Genomic DNA, 18281 nt, shown 5'->3' with positions numbered 1-18281 from the left:
AACCTCAAAAACAATCATCCATAGGGAGATTCTAAGAATAAATCTCAATTTTGAACATTTACATAATACTCACCACTAAAGAGAATAATATGAATTATTACCGTATAGTCAAAAAAAGTTTTTAGCTATACTAAAAACCCTGAAACAATACTTGTTTATAGGGATGCAAAACATATTATTATTTCAAAAGATCTGTTAACATCTAAAATTCAGATTGAGTTTTAAATAATATTTAAATTTACCGCATAATTATATAAAACAGAAAATACAGTAGTGAAAAAACAATGAATTGCACCTTTATTCTAGGTCATTCTTACGAAGCAAATCATATTTTTTTTGTTTGCCCTTCCATCTCTCCATAGCGTATTGCTGCATATCCTCAACACGATCTTTTTCATCTACAATTTCAAAGCCAAGTAACGATTCTATTATATCTTCTAAAGTTACAATTCCGTCTACTCCACCATACCCATCTGTTACAAGTGAAATATGTTCCTTTTTATTTAACATTACATCCCATGCATCAAATAAAGTTGTGAATTCAGTAAATGTCAAGATTTCTCTTTTTATATCTTTTAATTTTAAATCAAATTGATCTTCTGCCAACTTTTCAAAAACGAGTTCTCTAAAAACATAACCTGTAATACTATCGCGATTTTCGTGATAGATAGGAATTCTTGAGAAATGTAAAAAATCTTTATTTTTAAGAAACTCTTGTAAAGTCATTTCTTCATTTGCAAGAACTACAACAATCCTTGGGGTCATAATTTCAGATATATTGATACTTTTAAGTTTGATCAAATTTTGTATTATTTTGTTCTCATTGTCTAAAAATATACCTTCTTGAGTACCAATACTAGCTAATACTGAAATTTCTTCTCTACTTGTAGTTAATTGCTTTTTATCTCGTGATAATAATTTAGTTAAAACTGAAGATATCAGCACTAATGGGTAAGTAATAAAAATCATAACCTTTATAATTTTCGATGAAATACCAACAAGTTCTTTTGAATAATTAGCTCCTAACGTTTTTGGAATAATTTCTGTCAAGACCAAGATTAAGATCGTTAAAACCGCTGAAACGATACCAAAAGAAGCCTGTCCAAAAACAATTGTGGCTTGCGCCCCTACACCTGCTGCTCCAACAGTGTGAGCGATTGTATTTAGTGAAAGTATAGCAGATAAAGGTTTATCTACATCTTCTTTCAATTTAATCATAGCACCAATATTTCGATCACCAAATTCTACCTTTGATTTTAGGAAAGAAATTGGAATTGAGAGTAAAACGGCTTCAACGATAGAGCAGATAAACGAAATAAAAAGAGCAATAAATAGATAAATTAAAAGTAGTGTCATTTTTGGTTTATACGGATTTTAAATAATTAGTCATAAATATAACAAAATTGTATTCTTTATATTTTCACTTTTAAAAAGAAATATAAATACTGTTAGTGAATATTTTTAAATACTTAATTTTGCAAGATGCAGCAGTGAAAAACATATATTCCTTAAAAGAAGCACATCGGTTTAAATATTTAATGATATATTTAATATTTGATAAAAGTAATCTTTTTCGTAAAGCATAAAATATTCATTAATACTATTTTAACATCAGAATGCTTGGTAAAACTATTTTGAATTACTTACTTTAAAAACAAACGAAACTAAAACAAACGTTTTTAAAATATTTTGTAAAGTGTATATACTTTTTAGTTTGAAGATTGTGATATTAAAAAAACAATTCTCTCACAAAAATATAAGTTCCCATAAATAGCACAAACTGGATATTTATACATAACCACAATACGCCTTTATGGTATTATTAGTATATCGTTGTACTTGCAATCGGTTATGTAAGGCTTTTAGAATTGCTACGTAATCCGTACTTAAATAAAATTATTTTAACTTGTTTTATTCCGCTATCCACAACAAATAACTTACTAAGTATCTAATTTACAAAAAACCAATTAAATTAGTAGCAAATTAAACGAAATACATATATAGGTGTTGTTTTACGAAACTATATTGTGTTTTGTTTCGTGAAATAACAATGTTAACTGCCTTTTTCGCTCACGAAACTGCTAAAAACATAATCCTCAATCAAAATCAATGAAATCAAAAATAACCTATTTAGCATTAAGTTTACTGACATACTTGAATGTTTCTGGACAAAAAACCGAATTTGTAAAAAGTGATAGCATAATTTATCCAATTCATAAATCAAACATTGGTAAAATTGCTTTTATGGGACAAGCAATCGCAATTGAAAATTTCAAAGAAACCGATTTTCTAAAATCAGTTGAATTAAAAGAGAAAACCGAATTAAACATTAGAGTTTTTTTAGGCACTTCATTGACAAATTATATTCATTTGCTATCACCTCAATCAACTGCTAACGAATTGACTAAAAATGGGAACTATCAATTTACATTTTTTGTTGACAACAAAAAAATTTATGTTGAAAATCTAAATATTGGAGCAGGAACTACAGAAAGCAAAAATCAGAAAACAATTTTCAGAGTTCCATTAATAAGTTCAACTAACGAAGATTCTTGGGGTAAATTTCTTTGGAATAGATTTTTTGGCAATGGCGGACAAGAAGCACTTTCACATGGCGAACATCTACTTAAAATTGAAATCAGACCTTATTTAAAACTGACCGAAGTCTTGACAGGTAATATAATTGCTGAAGGACAAATAAAAATTATCGTTCCAGAAATAAAAATCGATGAAAAACTGGCCAAAGTTCAATCGATAAAACCAATTAAAGATTGGCAGATTTCAACAGAGAAAATTGATATTGCTAAAATTGAAGAACTAAACCGAAAAATCGCAAAGAAAACCTATAAAAATATAACCAGTATTGTTGCAATAAAAGACGGAAAAATTCTAATTGAAGAGTATTTCAATGGCGCAAATAGAAATACACTTCACGACACACGTTCTGTGGGAAAATCATTTGCATCAACTCTTTTAGGTATTGCAATAAAAGATAAATTCATAAAAAGTGAAACTCAAACCTTAAAAGAATTTTACAACCTAAAATCTTTTCAAAACTATTCTACACCAAAAGACAGTATTACTTTAAAAAGTTTACTGACTATGAGTTCAACTTTAGAAGGTTCCGATATGAATTCCGAATCACCCGGAAACGAAGAAAATATGTATCCTACTAAAAATTGGGTTGAGTTTGCATTAAATCTTCCTATTGACAAAACAAAACAGCCAGACAAGCAGTGGGATTATTTTACTGCTGGCTGTATAGTTATAGGCGACATCATTCATAAATCTGTACCAAATGGTTTAGAAAAATATGCAACCAAAAGTTTGTTTCGACCTCTTGGAATCACAAAATATAAATGGCAATTCACACCTCAAAAAGTTGCAAATACGGCAGGAAGTTTGCAATTAAGCTCATTGGACTATGCTAAATTTGGGCAATTATACAAAAATCTAGGAACTTGGGATGGAAAACAAATTTTAACACAAGAATGGATAGCAAAAAGTTTGTCACATCAAATGACAATATCAGACGACGAGTTTTATGGTTATTTGTTTTGGAACAAAACTTACAAAATAAATGGCTTGGATTATGAAGTTTACTATTCTAGAGGAAATGGTGGAAATAGAATTTTTATTTTCAAAGACCAACCAATTGTAATTGTCATTACTTCCACAGCATATAATACGCCATACGGAGAAAAACAAGTTGAAAAAATTATGCAGGAATATTTAATACCAGCAATATCGAAATAACAAAAAAAAGGGAGTTAACAGGAGTTTCGCAAGATTGCGAATTTTGTGGTAAATTCACGTTTACATTTCGCATGAAATTTTATCTTTAACAGAAAATAAGCAGTTCCGAAGTTCGCAACCTCGCCAAGCGCCGAAACTTTATGTGAAATGCTAAAAACACAGCTAATAATGACCTTTAAAAATTTCATTTACTCATTGCTCTTTATTTCGGGGACATTATGTGCTCAAATAAACACTATAGAACTTGAGGAAAATTTTCAAAAAATATATAAAAATTCAGACTTCCCAGGGTTTGCTATCGGAATTGTAAAAAATGATTCTATCCTTTTTTCCAAAGCTTACGGCTTTGCCAATGTAAAAGAAAATATTCCTTTTACAGAAAATACAATTATGCCTATTGCATCTGTGAGTAAAACTGTGATTGCACTTTCATTAGCCAAAGCAATGGAATTGGGATACTTTGATACTGAAACACCAATTAATGAAATTCTACCTTTTAAGGTTCTAAATCCACATCACTCTAATGATATAATTAAAATAAAACATCTGTTTACACATACATCAGGAATAATTGATAATGAAGTAACTTTTATAAATAGTTACCAACTTACAAAAAGACCTGAAATTACTTTGGGTGTTTTTTTAGAACGTTGTTTAAGTGAAAAAGGACAATCGTATAGTCAAGATAATTTTGATATTTCCGAAACAGGAAGTAAATACAATTATTCTAATATAGCATCCGCCTTGGCTGCATATCTCATTGAGGTGAAATCTAAAATGTCGTTTGATGAGTTTACTCAAAAATATATATTTGAACCTCTTGAACTCGAAAGTACACACTGGCTGTACGACGAAACAAGATCAAAAGATTACGCGAAATTGTATGAAATAAACATTTCTGATTTACCTTTTTATAAAAACTTAATGAATGATGATAAGAGCGTGAAGACATATAGCTCAATAATTTATCCCGATGGGAGTTTAAAAACTTCTTTAAACGACTTAACAAAATATGTAAAAGAAATCATTAACGGATATAATAATAAATCACAGATACTAAACAAAGAATCATACGAAACTATTTTCAAGAAAAGGTTTGAGGAAAATAATCTTCCAAGTAATTCAAACAAAAACATAACTAATCAAGCAATGTTTTGGAGTTATAATAAAAAAGGGAGATTAACCCATACAGGAAGTGACCCTGGAGTTTTTGCCGTTATTTCTATTGACCTTAAAACCAACATTGGCCGAATAGTTTTGATTAATGCGAATATTGACACAGATAAAAATCAAAAATTGCTAAAAGATCTAAAAGAGATTTCTGAAAATCTAGAAAACATTGAATAGATTAAAAGCACTTAACATAACCACAGTTTGGCAATATGGCAGGTTTTGGCTTATTTTGAAGTTGGTTTTGTACTTGAAAAATTAGTATTTAATCGAAAGTTTCAGCTTTTTATTCCGCCACTATCGCCAAGCCGTATTCCATTGTGCGACATGCTAATTTAACTATCTTATCAGAATGAAAGAACAAAAATTTCCAACACCATCACAATTTTATAGGCACAGAAGACCAGAATATTTTTCTGATTCAAAAATTGTTGCAAAAGTTGTTTTACCAAGGGAACAACTTGATTATGAAATAAGTCAAATTTCTACAAATCAAAAACATGATAGTTTTGAAACTTTATGTAGAAAGCTTGCTGAAAAACTCATCTCTCCAAATTTAATACCGCAAGTAGGTCCAACTGGTGGCGGAGATGGCAAAACTGATTCTGAAACATATCCTGTTTCTAACTTTATTTCTGATAGATGGTACATTAGTGATAACAAATGGAATGAATGTGAAAATTGGGCTTTTGCAATAAGTGCAAAAAAAGACTGGAAGCCAAAAGTAAAATCTGATGTTAAAAAAATAATAGAAACTAATAGAAGTTATACTAAAATATTCTTCTTCTCAAATCAAAAAATTTCTAGTAAGCACAAAAAGGATGTTCAAGACCAAACTAAACATGATTATGAAGTAGAATTGATTATTTTGGATGCTGAATGGATTTTAGAAAATGTTTACAGCAATCAATTATTAAACGTAGTCATCGAATCCTTAAATCTCTCAAGAACATTTTTAGAAGAAAAAATTGTTGGTTCAAAAGATGCTGAAAGAATCAATAAACTAGAGGAATTAGAAAGTCAAATTAATTCATCAAATCGTTTTCTTGAAATAGACTTTCAATTAATTGAAGATTGCCTTGAAAGTGCAATAACTTCTAGGATGTTAGAACTTTCTAAAACAGAAGTAATTGGTAAATTTGAACGTGCTTTAAAATTCGCAAATAAACTTAATAATATTCAATTAAGAATAAGAGTTCATTATCAACTTGGATGGACACTAATCAACTGGTATGACGGATACCAATTGTTTTACAATGAATTCTTAAGTGTAAAAGAACTAGTAAACCAAGAACCAAACATTAACAATATTGAATTTTATTTAAATCTATATAATATTCTTAAAACAATTTCAAATGTTGAAGAAGCTAAAGATTTACTTTTAGTCGATTATGAAAAAGAAGATCAAGATCTATTGTCATTTTTAACGAATTGCAGTCAAAATAAAAATAAACCATCAACTTCTCTACTTGCTAAGTTTTATATAGCATTTTTTCATATTAGGGTAAAATTAGAAAATGGTATTTCTGTCTCAGAAGAATTAATAAATCTTAAAGTCTATTTTGAATTAAGCAAAAATCATTTAGATATTCCATTTGAACAGCTCAAAGGAACTATAAGCGTATATGATAAAGTTCTTCCTGATAGTAAGGATTACGATAATTTGATTGATGTAATAGCCGAAATCGAATCCGTAAGAATATCTGACTTAACTTCAGGGAAAACATATTTAAATAGAGGAGTTACCAAATTAAAAAACAATTTAATTAGAGAAAGTCTTATTTATTTTGGTAAAGCGTCAAGAAAGCTTGCAAAAGATGAAACTCAAACAGAATTTTATTATTGTTTGATGCTTTTAAGTGATGCCTACTCTAAATTAAACCTTTATTGGGCATCATACAATGCTTTAGTTTCTGCTACTAATATTTTTGCAAATAATTGGTTTACAACAGGGAATTTAAATCCTAAGTTTCTTAGAAGTGTTGAAGATATTTTGAAGAATGAAGTTATAATAGGTAGAATACCAGTGTTATTATGTTGGTACGAACTATATTTGGTTTTACAAAGATATTTCCAACAGGAAATTAACGAAAATAATCTTGAAAACATACCAACCGAGCATATGACAGATGCATGTTTGTCTATTCGACTATTAAATTTGAATTTCGAGGAATTTGATAATTTAAAGAATTTACCTAATATATTTAAAACGAATGAACTTTGGTTAAGTGAAGACGCTTCTTTGTATCTATTAGGAAATGAAGATTTGATTGAATTAGATGAAACAAAAACATCCCTAAGAAAAGAAAACTTTCTAGAATACTATAATAAATTTGCCAATCAGCCATTTGTTGAGCAAATAGCTTATAAGACAAATTTCTTAAATACTAAAGAAGTATATATTGAAAGTCAGATTATTGGAATACAACTTAAAGTTTTATTTAATCAAAATACAGAATTACTAATTATAGCAGAAAGTATGCTTGCCTATTTTGAGTCCTTCTTAGCTACTTCGTTTAAAGAAGCTTTTCCAATATCTGAAAATATAAACATATCAATTGATTACCAAGAAATGAATGATAACTTCAAATTAGAAGTTATCAACAAAAACTATTTCAAAATACATTTAAAAAATTCAATAATATATAATGGAGAAATCTTTAAAAATCTTGTAGATGAATTACTTCCTCTTATACTTGAAGGAAATTATCTGTTTCAAGACATTAAAAAATTCTTAAATAATCTATTTGAAAAAGATGAGGTTCATGAAAGATTATCTATCATCATAGAACATCACAATTTTTTAACAAATATATTGACCAACAAACCTAAATTCTTTTTACAAAATTGGATAAACAGTAATATCTCAGAATATAATTTACTAAGAACTGAATCCCCTATAACAATAAATAAGGAATTGCAAAAATTACCTAAAAATGATGAAAAGGGAGAAAAACCAAATTTTGAGAATGTTACCCATAAAAGAATTAAAGCTGAAACAATTATTAATACTGAATTATGGGATAATGCGAAATGGAAAGCTTTTGGTTTTTTTTCATCGCATAGCATACCTTTTGGATTAATTTTATCATTTGAGAATATTGATTATGGAAAAAAAATATTCAATGAGTGGATTGATAAATATGGGAAAGTGGATAGTAATGAAGAAATTTCCATAACAATTATCAAGGGAATTGACAAAAATAATCCCTATTGGTATAAGGTATTTATTAGTAAAAAAATAAACAAAAGTACAATGTCAGATGGTCAATTTATTTACTTATCATCTCGTTTTCATAGAATGGAACCTATAAATAATACAAACTTGAATAATCTAGAAAACGGATATAACGCTTACAGAAAGTACGTACTTATCCCTGTACATATAGATTCTAATTCCCAAATGACTCCTATAATTGAATTTGGAATATTGAAAAGTGAACTAACTATAAAAAATGCTTGGGAAATTGGAATACATGACTTTGAGAAGGTTGTAATTACTGAAGATGATAACCCAATAATACCTGACAATATTAGTGACGCACCTATTCTTAAAGTCCTACAACAAAAACCCTGGAATGAATAAGTACGATCGCACAACATCAGTTTTGCAAAATGGCAGGTTAAGGGAAATATAGAAAGTTTCTCCCTTTTTTAGGGACTGTCTCATAAAGTGTGTAAGTCAAAAATACTTGGGTTAGCAGGGACTATAATAAAGCCTGCATACAACAGCAATAACCGTTGCACAACTCCTATTTTGTCATAAAAACTAAATTAGATACGTTGTATAAGTTTTTCAAATATCATTTAGATAAAAATTTACTTTACAATTCACAAAATCATCTAAATAAATAATTAACTATATTAGCAATGTACTACACGAAATGCAGATCTAGAAAAGATTAAACAAAACTAAGATGTGTTTTTATTTTGTACAAAAAACAATTTTACCCGTACTTTTAAATAATATGCAAAAGATAATTTCAATTATAGCACTCATTATTCCAGTTCTTTTCTATTCACAAAATAAAGAAACTATAAATTGGATAAGTGATAACTCCATCACCATTGAAGATGCAAATCCAGATTCTGAACTTAATATCTTTAATAGCAACACCCCTATTAAATTCGAAAATGCTAAAATATATGGATTTGGAGAGGCTTCGCATAATACAAAAGAATTTTTTGATCTAAAAGCAAAGTTTTTTAAGTATTTAGTCAAAAATAAAGGCCTTAAAGTTTTTATAATGGAAGAAAGTTATCAAGCCGAAGAAGGAATAAACGAATGGATAAAAGGAGGCCAAGGTGATAAAAAAACAATAGCAAATAACTTTAATATTGGATTTTGGAAAACCAAAGAAATTACAGATCTTTTGGAATGGATGCGTAATTATAATATTGGAAAAGCAGAAGAGGAACAAATAAAGTTTTATGGCATGGACACTCAGTTAGGTCATAAAATTAATCTTGAAATACGAGATTTTGTTTTGTTGCACAAAATTAAAATTGACGAAAGTCTATTAATTGTCGCGGATAGTTGTTCAAATAAAAAGATTGATTATGAAAAACCTTCTGATTGGTGGCAACTTCAAGTTCCTAAATTAAATCAGCTTAAGCAACAAATATTGCATTCCAATTTAGATAAGCAAAAATATCAAACCATTGAAAGATCTTTAAATTATTTAATCAGTTATGCTGAATATGCGACTTCAATTAAAGAGAAATATCCTACTAGCGTTGAATTCCGAGATTTAAAAATGTTTGAAAATGTAAAGTACATTGTGGATCAACAAGCGAAAGGCGAAAAAGTTTTTATTTGGGCGCATAATGAGCATATAAACAAGAAGGAAATGTACTATACTGGTAGCGGAATACTTACTTTAGGAAGACATCTAAAGGATTACTATAAAGATGATTATTATAGTATAGGATTCGACTTCGGTACAGGTAAAATAAACGGTTATGTAATTGATAAGAAAAAAGGAAATTATTGGAAAACTTACCATATAACAAAACCTTTTCCAAAGACATACGCCAATATGTTAATGTCTATAAATAAAAATATATTTTTTATAGATATGGAAGATTCTTATTTAAATGAACCAACTCATTTTTTCTCCAAAAAATCAAGCCATTTAATGATTGGTGGAGGTGGGTATCAACCTAAACCTTTGCATAGAATTTTAATTAATAAGATATATTACCAGGCCTATGACGGGCTAATCTTTGTAAAAGAAATTTCACCACCAAATCTTAATCTATAGTAATAATAAAGACCGCGTATAACTTCACATCTAATAGCGTGCTTTTTATTTTGCCTTGTCCCCCATTCCAATATTCTTTCAGTCCTTACAATCATGAAATTGAACTAAATGTTTTAAATCATAATAGTTTTATTCGCTTTTCTGATTATCAATTTCATGGAAAAGTTGGTACAGAGGCTTTTTCTAAACTTTCATAGAATTCCCTACTTTTTTTCATTTTAATTTTTTTGATAATAGTAAAAACTAACGAATCTAATTCTTGGTATCCTTTGCAAGAATTATTAACAAATATTCTTTTTTCATTGTTTTTATTCTGTAAAATCATAATATATCGTGTACCATCCTCAAAATTATCGTCAATAGAATCCCATTCTAACTTCACTATTTTATAAAGTTTTTCCTGAATACTATCCAACTCTTCTTGCTCCAAAAAACTTTCATACAATCTACCGTGTAAGTAGAGCAATTGGTTTTTCTGATTAATTAAAAACCCGAGCTACAACTCGGGTTAATGACATTTTGTACTCTGTTATTTTTGTTTGTCGGTTAAAAATGAAAAAAATATTAAATACGAGTTATTTAATATCATCATTTAGGGTAAATTCTGGATTAACAACACTAATTTCAATACCAGGTTTGCAATCAAAAATTGCTTCATACTCACTTTCAGTGATAGTAGTAGCTACTTTTTGTAAAAAAATATTTAATATTTTATTAATATTATCCGCATTTTCTCTACCTAAAGTATTATTATTTATATTTTTTAGTGAAAATACAGATAATTCATCTTTCATCTGTATTTGATACTTAACTATAGAATTTATCTTCTCTAAAGATAGTTCTTCAGAAAGACGACTTTTTGCTAATGCTTTTAATTCACCTGTATATAACAAAATCTCTACTTCTTTAGCAGAGCCTAATTTATTTTGTTGCAAATTATCATTCAAATCTGAGTAGAAATTAGATAATTCTTCATAGTAGATGTCAGATGTAGTAGAATTGTTTAACCATAGAGGATCTTTAGACCACCATTTAATACCACACTTTGTTTCCCTGATAATCCATAGAGGGTCTTTCATACCTCCCGGTGAAATAGTTCCATAAGGTCCATAAAGCGCCCAAGATGCTGCATATCCCTTTGCTTTATAAACTGTTTGACGTGTGTCGCGTAAGATTCTATTTGCGGTTTGATGACAAACTCCATTTACTGCATATACTAATACACCTGCAGTGCCCTCACCACTACTACCATCTGAACCCGCAATACAAACTGTTATTTCTTTATTTGCTTCACCTTGTGCAACCTTCTGACCTCCTGTATGTCCTCCCCAACAGCCCCAGACTAATTTTTTATCCTCAGTAGTTACATATGTATGATCTGCTACAAATTTTAGTACTGGATTCTTAACAGGTAAAGCCCAAGCTTCTAATTTTAATTTAGTCATAATTTAGTTAGTTTTTCATCAAAAATATAAAAATATATTACAAAACACATACTTATTTACAACTATTTACCATTAACACTTAGCTATAATCCCTAACATTACGTTTAAACCAGAACCATCGCATTTAAATTTGGTTAAAAAATATGATTAGATAATTATCAAGGGATACTCTAACCGATAATGTTACTAACTAAAATATTGAAAAATAGAAAATTGTGAATTCTTAATTTTAAAACATATAATACTTGAACTGATATGCTTTTAAACTCCATTGTTAAAATAATGCTTCCAATTTAATGTCAAAAAAAATTTGATGCCACTTGGTGCGTAATTCGGATACAACTTTATAAAATCTTCCTCTGCCAATGAAAAATTTTCGTTCCTTATTTTGCCCTTTGTAGCTAGATAAAGCAGACCAATACTTGGAGAACGAGAAATTCCTTGATTACAATGGATTAAAACTTTTTTGCCATTTTTCAAATTTTCATCAATGAAAATTAACGAATGTTCAAACATTAAGTTTTCAAAATATTTTCCAGTCGGCGGATCTATCATGTTCAAAATAATTTTTCTCTCTCGACGTGCTATTAAATATTCTGGATGGCTTTCGTCAGCTGACCTTCCAGTATATCCTAATGCTTTTCTATGACAAGGTTCTTTACAAGCTTGAACAAAATAATAATCTTCATCAAATTGCATATTTTCATAATCAATCAAATTACCAACGAATAAATTTTTATCAATTTCTCTCATTTTATTTTACTGTGAGTTATAGCAATTTGAATCTTGCCAATAATCAATTAATACTACAATTTTTATCTATCTCTAATCCTTTTTACTCTTCGCTAATAAATTACTTATATTTAAAGCAATAATACTTACTAACATAGTACACACTAATCCAATTATCCATTTATTTGTATCATAAGCTCTAGCAATTTCTACTTTTAGCACCTTACCATCTTTTTCATTTTGATCTTTCAAATGTTGGATTTCATTTTTGAGTAAAGGTATCGAAAGTACTTTTTCTGGATTATCTAAAATTATCTTATTTAGATTTTCCAATTTGTTTTCTAAATCTGATAATTTAATATTATCATTGGCCTTTTTTCGGATTATTTGATATCCTCAAACTATCTGAAAGATTTTTAAAATATTTGACTTCTGACTCAAGCTTTTTAATCTTACTTTGCATAAACTCTGTTTTTGTCGAAGTAAAATTGTAGGCTTCCCTAAAAACAAAACATTATATTAGAGTTTGTTGACCAAGGTTATATAGCAACTTTCCTTAATTTGATAAAAGCTATCAGAGGTTTTGCTCGACGTAGGTTTGATAATACTCAAATATAACCTATTATTATACTAAATTCTATGAGAACAACAATAATTTTAGTTTTAACTTTAGTTTCTAGTCTTTGCTTTGGACAAGGAAATGGACTTTATAAATTCCAATCTGATAATGGTAAATTTGGATTTATGGATAAAAAAGGAAAAATTATAATAAAAGCTAAATATCTAATTGTCGGCGAGTTTAGCGAGGGACTTTGCTATGTTTCTAAAAAAGTCACTAAAAAAGACTACAAATGGATTTTTATAGATACCCTAGGAAACAAAGTATTCGGAATTAAAAATAATTCTCCGCAAACAGAATTTAGTGAAGGGTTTGCTATAATCACAAACTTCAAAAAACATTGGTTTGTAAATAAAAAAGGACATAATGAATTCCGTAAATCGTGGAAAGACGCCCAAGGTGAGTTCAAAAAAGGAATAGCATATGTGACTGATATAAAATATGGGAATTTTTATCCAATAAATACAAAGGGAGAAAGAGTTTCTACAAGTTTATTTTCGCGTGTTGAGGTATACAATTCTAGAAAAGAGGATAGTTCCATAATAAAAAGTAAGATCGAATTTAAATCTGATAAATATGTAGCATTTAAAGAAAACGAACTTTTTGGTTTTAAAGACAGCTTAAATAATATTATTATTGAACCTAAATATTATTTGGTAGATCAATTTGAGAATGGTGTTTGCGCAGTAAGAATTAATAAACGTGAATTTGAAATTGCTAATGATTATTTTTTAGATGCAATTATAGATGAAGATGGAAAAATATTAATTGAAATACCAATGCATTGCTATATGGGATTTCAAGGAGAATTGATAGTTTTTTATGGTTCGTTCCATTTTGGAGGAGGCATTCATTATTTAAATAAAAATGGACAAAAAATTATTCCAAAACATTAAAAAAACTTATTATGCCATGGCAATCAAACATGATCCAAAAAGAATTGCTAAATCAACAGGTGAACCACATAAACGTCAAAGAGACAATAAAAGTACTCCTGGTAATACATCTTCACTTATCTAGGCTTTCCCTTTTTAGGACACCTCTAAATCCAATAAATAGTTTATTTAAAATATAGTGTGTAGTGTAGTATTTCTCTTATATAAACAAATAATTTTCCTGAATTTGATCAATAATCTTATACTAGTCTCGACATAATTTAAATGTAATCCTGCTTTATAAAGAAAAATTCTCCAAATTAAAATTGCACATCTATTAAAAAATTAACTACTTTTGGTATAGATGAATTAAATTGTTTTATCATATAAAAATTTAAGAATTTAATCTCGAAAAATCATAGGTATTTAGCCGTGGAAAGTTCGTGGCAAAGGTATTATTAAGTAGGTATATTCCCAGTGTTTATAGGGTATTGAGAGAATAGGTGTGTTTCCCATCTCCTCCACATTTTAAGAAATACCGTGTTAATCCAAAAAGCACATAACCACACAAAACCTATAACTCTCTATGAGTTATAGGTTTTTTATTTTTTACAACCTATCCCAATCTTTCAAAAGTCCTGATCATATTACTTGCACTTTCATGCCAAAATCACTTCTTGAAAAATTTTGTCCCGAATCAGAGCACAAACTCAACGCCATAAAGGTACGAAGGAGTCGCTACGTATATAGTATTTATTTGTATATTCACCTACATCATGTAATCCACATTATTATTCATTTGCAGATCAAGGCATCTTGTAGGCGCTTTACACTGCTTTATTTTAATAATTATACTGTCATTTCTTTGCAGGTCTTATCGTAAAATAATAAATATTCTCTCAATACCTTAAACTAATACATTACTAGAAAACTAACATAATTTGACAGTACTTCAAAACATTTGATTTGTAAGTATTTCATCCGAAAAAGAGCTATATGTTCTAATTACTCGAGAATTTTATTGCCAAATTACACATGAAAAATATTTAATTGTTTGTCCTGAATTTGTCAGTACAAAAATATTATATTCTAAATAATAGATATTTCAAGAAACTTTTTAGATGTTTTTGACAGATGACCTTATGCATTAAAATACAGCTTATAAGCCATACCTTTTAGATGGATAAAGCTAAATATATTTCATAACTTTTGGAATTAAATTCTGAAAAGTAGAATTACAAAAAGCTGCTGCATTTTTCATAAAATACTCATTTTGTTCAGAAAATCAACTTCTATAATTTTTTTCAATTTCCAATTACTTTTAATAGAGATTCCTTATACAATCCTTCGCATTTTCATATTTTTGATAGATTTAATTAATTGCTTAATAACGCAATTCTTGATATTCTATTTATTTAAACAATCATATTTTAAATACGTAGTTAGCTACGTAGTTTTTAATACATTTGTATTAGAAATTATAATCTATATTTTTATGGTATCAATAAACATTAAACCTATTGACAATTCTTATTCGAAACGTGCAATTGATTTGATATTGAAAATACAAAAAGAAGAATTTAATACGGCCATAACTATAGAAGATCAACCAGATCTTTTTGAAATTGAAAATTACTATTTAAAAAAGGGCGGCAACTTCTGGGGAGCTTTTATCAACGATGAACTAGTAGGAACAATTGCCTTAGCTAAATTTGAAAATAGCTCCGGTGCTGTTAGAAAAATGTTTGTGAAGGAACAATTTCGCGGTAAAGAACTAGGAATTGCACAGTGCTTGCTAAATGAACTAATATCATATTCTATTTTAAATGATATAACAAATTTATATTTAGGTACAATTACTGTATTTAAAGCAGCTCAGCATTTTTATGAAAGAAACAACTTTACTCAAATAGGCAAAGAAGAACTTCCTCGTTTATTTCCTTTAATGAATGCTGATAATGTTTTTTATCATCTAAACATCCAATAAATATGAATGTACTAAATCAAGCAGGAATCTTAGCGCTATCCTCTAGATTACATCGTCTTAGCGAACAAATTAGAAAAGATGGTGCTCTCATTTATAAAGAATTTGGAATCGATTTTGAACTTAAATGGTTTCCTGTAATTTACACTATTTATAAAATGGAAAATGTAAACGTAGTTGAAATCGCAAATGAAATTGGTTATTCACACCCATCTGTAATAGCTTTACTAAGAGAAATTGAAAGCCTGAAATTAATTGATTGGAAAAAAGATAGTAAAGATCAAAGAAAAAGGAAGTACCATATAACAAAAGAAGGACACAATTTAATCACAAAAATGAAACCTATCTGGGAGATTATGGCTGAAGTCTTAGCAGAAATTTCAAATACTCAAAATAACCTTCTAAAAGCAATCAATGAAGCAGAAATCAAATTATCTGAGCAGTCATTTTATCAAAGAGTATTGCAGATAAAACACTCAAATTAAGAAATTTGACAGTAAGATTCAAATTATGGCATTATTAAATCGAATACTTAATTAATAAAATTCATTGCTTAATATAGCTTATTTTTAAGTACGTCACAAAAACTATTAGTTATGAATAAAAACCGTCCTTCGCTCATAAAGAGAATATCAAAAATATTCTTTAAAACAATCATCGGAATTGTAGTGATAATCGCTATCCTACTCATCACGACATTCGTGATTCATCAAATCAATTTAAACAGTGAAGTCAATAAAATTGAAGATTATGGTCAAAAAATAAAAGTTTTTGACGGTACAATAAATACGACAATAGATGGACACGGTGCAGACACGATTGTATTACTTACCGGATTTGGAACGGCAAGTCCAAGATTGGATTTTGAACCATTAATCAAAGAATTAGACAAAAAATATACAGTGATCACGATTGAACCTTTTGGTTATGGATTGAGCAGTGAAACAAATCGCGAACGCAGTTTGAATAATATGGCGGAAGAAATCCACGAAGTGGTGGAGCAATTAAATCTAAATCGTTTTATATTAATGGGGCATTCCATTGCTGGGCTTTACAGCTTAGCATACATCAACAAATATCCAGGTAAAGCAACCGCTTTTGTAGGTATTGATACCAGTGTGCCAAAACAACCTTGGCCGGGTTATAATTCGGCACCTTTGGATTTTTTAGCCAAAACAGGTGTAATGCGTGCATTTTTAAAGTTTTTTGGAGACGAAAAACCTAAAGACGAATCAGAAGTACACCTTTTTGAACAAAAACACCTAATTACGATGAAAGTAACTGGAAACAATACTTTGCACAGAGAAGCAACATCATTGAGTAATAGTTTTAAAGATGCTCAAAAACTAGCTTTCCCGCAGGATTTGCCGGTATTATTATTTGCCGACGAAAACTCAGCTGTCAAAGGCTGGACGGAACTGCACCAAGAGCAAGCCAACAGCGTGGATAAGGGTAAACTAATTTTATTGCCCGGCTCTCATTATTTACATCATACTCAATCGAAACGAATTGTAGCAGAGCTTGAGACGTTTTTAGGAAAACAAAATAATTGAGCAAAATATAGCTGCCATTTGTTGTAAGAATATACGTTATGGGTTTTATTAGTAAAACTTGTCACCATGCCTGATGAGGATTATCTTCTCTTCATGACTGAAAGAAAAATTTATCTTAAAAGGGAGAAAATTCAAACGCAAAATCTTTGTGGGTTTCACTCAAAGAATACTAGATAGAATTATCTAATTTATTGGCCACCATTTTTATTTATTTAAAAAATTGCACGAATATACATGTAAGAATTTCTTATACAATTGTCAGAATTATAAGACGATAAATCAAATGCACAAAAAACACTAAAAGGTCTGAACCCCCCGAAGTATATGGTTTTTCTGAATTAAAAGTCAAAAACTATATAAAAAATCAAATGTACATTCATCACAGCTTTGTATCGTTTACTACTATTTAAAAACCTTACATCACAGCCAAAACATAACAACTTAATTTTAAAGAATATAGATGAAAAAATAACAGCTTTTCCAATATAAAACTCACCTACCTATCCACTTAAATATTCCTTACAAAACACCCCAAAACCATTTAATATTTTTAATGAGATTACCTCATGGGTTGCCCCAAAGCACCTAGAAACGAAATCATTAACATCTTGTATTATTAACCAAATACACTGATAAATAAGAAATTAGTCCCTATCCAATTTCACTTTCAAAACTTATACAAAATGTACATTTCAATTACAATTTGTGTACATTTCAATTACCCGCACTTAGAAATGGCTATAATTCAAATTATTATTATTCTAGGTCTCATAATTTTACTTGACTATTCAAGAGGTGTCCTATTTAATATGAGAAGACCAAGACGACGCATTTATAAAAAAAAAATTTATTAAAAAGGATTTACTTTTTATTAAGACAAAAG

At 28.9% G+C, this 18281-nt stretch carries 13 protein-coding genes; 8 read left to right on the top strand and 5 right to left on the bottom strand.

The features are described from left to right. Positions 1-297: 297 nt before the first annotated feature. The gene (locus L1275_RS00345) at positions 298-1356 is read right to left on the bottom strand and encodes a CNNM domain-containing protein (protein WP_253468564.1); all 1059 of its coding nucleotides are present in this window, start codon (positions 1354-1356) and stop codon (positions 298-300) included. 753 nt (positions 1357-2109) lie between these two features. Here L1275_RS00345 and L1275_RS00340 point away from each other — a divergent pair. The 4 genes from L1275_RS00340 to L1275_RS00325 all read left to right on the top strand — a co-directional run bounded on the left by L1275_RS00340 (position 2110) and on the right by L1275_RS00325 (position 10190). Further along, the gene (locus L1275_RS00340) at positions 2110-3756 is read left to right on the top strand and encodes a serine hydrolase (RefSeq protein ID WP_253468556.1); all 1647 of its coding nucleotides are present in this window, start codon (positions 2110-2112) and stop codon (positions 3754-3756) included. Positions 3757-3924: 168 nt separating this feature from the next. Next, complete coding sequence (locus L1275_RS00335) at positions 3925-5103, top strand: serine hydrolase (protein WP_253468554.1); 1179 nt, start codon at positions 3925-3927, stop codon at positions 5101-5103. 175 nt (positions 5104-5278) lie between these two features. After that, entirely contained in the window at positions 5279-8512 is a 3234-nt protein-coding gene (locus L1275_RS00330; RefSeq protein ID WP_253468552.1) for a hypothetical protein, read from the top strand. Positions 8513-8894: 382 nt separating this feature from the next. After that, on the top strand, positions 8895-10190 hold the full coding sequence (locus L1275_RS00325) for an erythromycin esterase family protein (protein WP_253468550.1): 1296 nt from the start codon (positions 8895-8897) through the stop codon (positions 10188-10190). Positions 10191-10344: 154 nt separating this feature from the next. On the opposite strand, the gene L1275_RS00320 is transcribed toward L1275_RS00325, so the two are convergent. The 4 genes from L1275_RS00320 to L1275_RS00305 form a co-directional block, all read right to left on the bottom strand. Then, positions 10345-10620: a hypothetical protein gene (locus tag L1275_RS00320; protein ID WP_253468543.1), complete on the bottom strand. Its 276-nt coding sequence runs from the start codon at positions 10618-10620 to the stop codon at positions 10345-10347. Between the two features lie 145 nt (positions 10621-10765). Then, positions 10766-11635: a hypothetical protein gene (locus L1275_RS00315; RefSeq protein WP_253468541.1), complete on the bottom strand. Its 870-nt coding sequence runs from the start codon at positions 11633-11635 to the stop codon at positions 10766-10768. A gap of 261 nt (positions 11636-11896) precedes the next feature. Beyond that, a complete protein-coding gene (locus L1275_RS00310) occupies positions 11897-12388 on the bottom strand; it encodes a dual specificity protein phosphatase (protein WP_253468539.1) in 492 nt (163 codons plus the stop codon). A 72-nt stretch (positions 12389-12460) separates the two neighbouring features. Next, entirely contained in the window at positions 12461-12700 is a 240-nt protein-coding gene (locus tag L1275_RS00305; RefSeq protein WP_253468537.1) for a hypothetical protein, read from the bottom strand. A gap of 306 nt (positions 12701-13006) precedes the next feature. Here L1275_RS00305 and L1275_RS00300 point away from each other — a divergent pair, with 306 nt between their 5' ends. The 4 genes from L1275_RS00300 (at position 13007) to L1275_RS00285 (ending at position 17398) form a co-directional block, all read left to right on the top strand. Continuing rightward, positions 13007-13882 (top strand): WG repeat-containing protein, encoded by an 876-nt coding sequence (locus tag L1275_RS00300; RefSeq protein WP_253468535.1) that lies wholly within the window; start codon positions 13007-13009, stop codon positions 13880-13882. A 1474-nt stretch (positions 13883-15356) separates the two neighbouring features. Further along, the gene (locus tag L1275_RS00295; RefSeq protein WP_253468533.1) at positions 15357-15848 is read left to right on the top strand and encodes a GNAT family N-acetyltransferase; all 492 of its coding nucleotides are present in this window, start codon (positions 15357-15359) and stop codon (positions 15846-15848) included. A gap of 2 nt (positions 15849-15850) precedes the next feature. Next, positions 15851-16330, top strand: coding sequence for a MarR family winged helix-turn-helix transcriptional regulator (locus tag L1275_RS00290; RefSeq protein WP_253468531.1), 480 nt, complete (start codon positions 15851-15853; stop codon positions 16328-16330). A gap of 111 nt (positions 16331-16441) precedes the next feature. Beyond that, positions 16442-17398: an alpha/beta fold hydrolase gene (locus L1275_RS00285; protein ID WP_253468529.1), complete on the top strand. Its 957-nt coding sequence runs from the start codon at positions 16442-16444 to the stop codon at positions 17396-17398. The last annotated feature ends 883 nt before the right edge of the window (positions 17399-18281 follow it).

Origin of the sequence: Flavobacterium sp. HSC-61S13, from assembly GCF_024171535.1 — a bacterium.
Taxonomy (GTDB): Bacteria; Bacteroidota; Bacteroidia; order Flavobacteriales; family Flavobacteriaceae; genus Flavobacterium.
Note: the sequence above shows the minus strand (reverse complement) of the source record. Positions and strands in the feature narration are given on the sequence as shown.

What these genes read in the sequence shown, in the direction of transcription:
- L1275_RS00345 (WP_253468564.1), bottom strand. Translation starts at nt 1,356, where the DNA reads ATGACACTACTTTTAATTTATCTATTTATTGCTCTTTTTATTTCGTTT.
- L1275_RS00325 (WP_253468550.1), top strand. Translation starts at nt 8,895, where the DNA reads ATGCAAAAGATAATTTCAATTATAGCACTCATTATTCCAGTTCTTTTC.
- L1275_RS00285 (WP_253468529.1), top strand. Translation starts at nt 16,442, where the DNA reads ATGAATAAAAACCGTCCTTCGCTCATAAAGAGAATATCAAAAATATTC.
- L1275_RS00315 (WP_253468541.1), bottom strand. Translation starts at nt 11,635, where the DNA reads ATGACTAAATTAAAATTAGAAGCTTGGGCTTTACCTGTTAAGAATCCA.
- L1275_RS00310 (WP_253468539.1), bottom strand. Translation starts at nt 12,388, where the DNA reads ATGAGAGAAATTGATAAAAATTTATTCGTTGGTAATTTGATTGATTAT.
- L1275_RS00290 (WP_253468531.1), top strand. Translation starts at nt 15,851, where the DNA reads ATGAATGTACTAAATCAAGCAGGAATCTTAGCGCTATCCTCTAGATTA.
- L1275_RS00335 (WP_253468554.1), top strand. Translation starts at nt 3,925, where the DNA reads ATGACCTTTAAAAATTTCATTTACTCATTGCTCTTTATTTCGGGGACA.
- L1275_RS00300 (WP_253468535.1), top strand. Translation starts at nt 13,007, where the DNA reads ATGAGAACAACAATAATTTTAGTTTTAACTTTAGTTTCTAGTCTTTGC.
- L1275_RS00340 (WP_253468556.1), top strand. Translation starts at nt 2,110, where the DNA reads ATGAAATCAAAAATAACCTATTTAGCATTAAGTTTACTGACATACTTG.
- L1275_RS00295 (WP_253468533.1), top strand. Translation starts at nt 15,357, where the DNA reads ATGGTATCAATAAACATTAAACCTATTGACAATTCTTATTCGAAACGT.
- L1275_RS00330 (WP_253468552.1), top strand. Translation starts at nt 5,279, where the DNA reads ATGAAAGAACAAAAATTTCCAACACCATCACAATTTTATAGGCACAGA.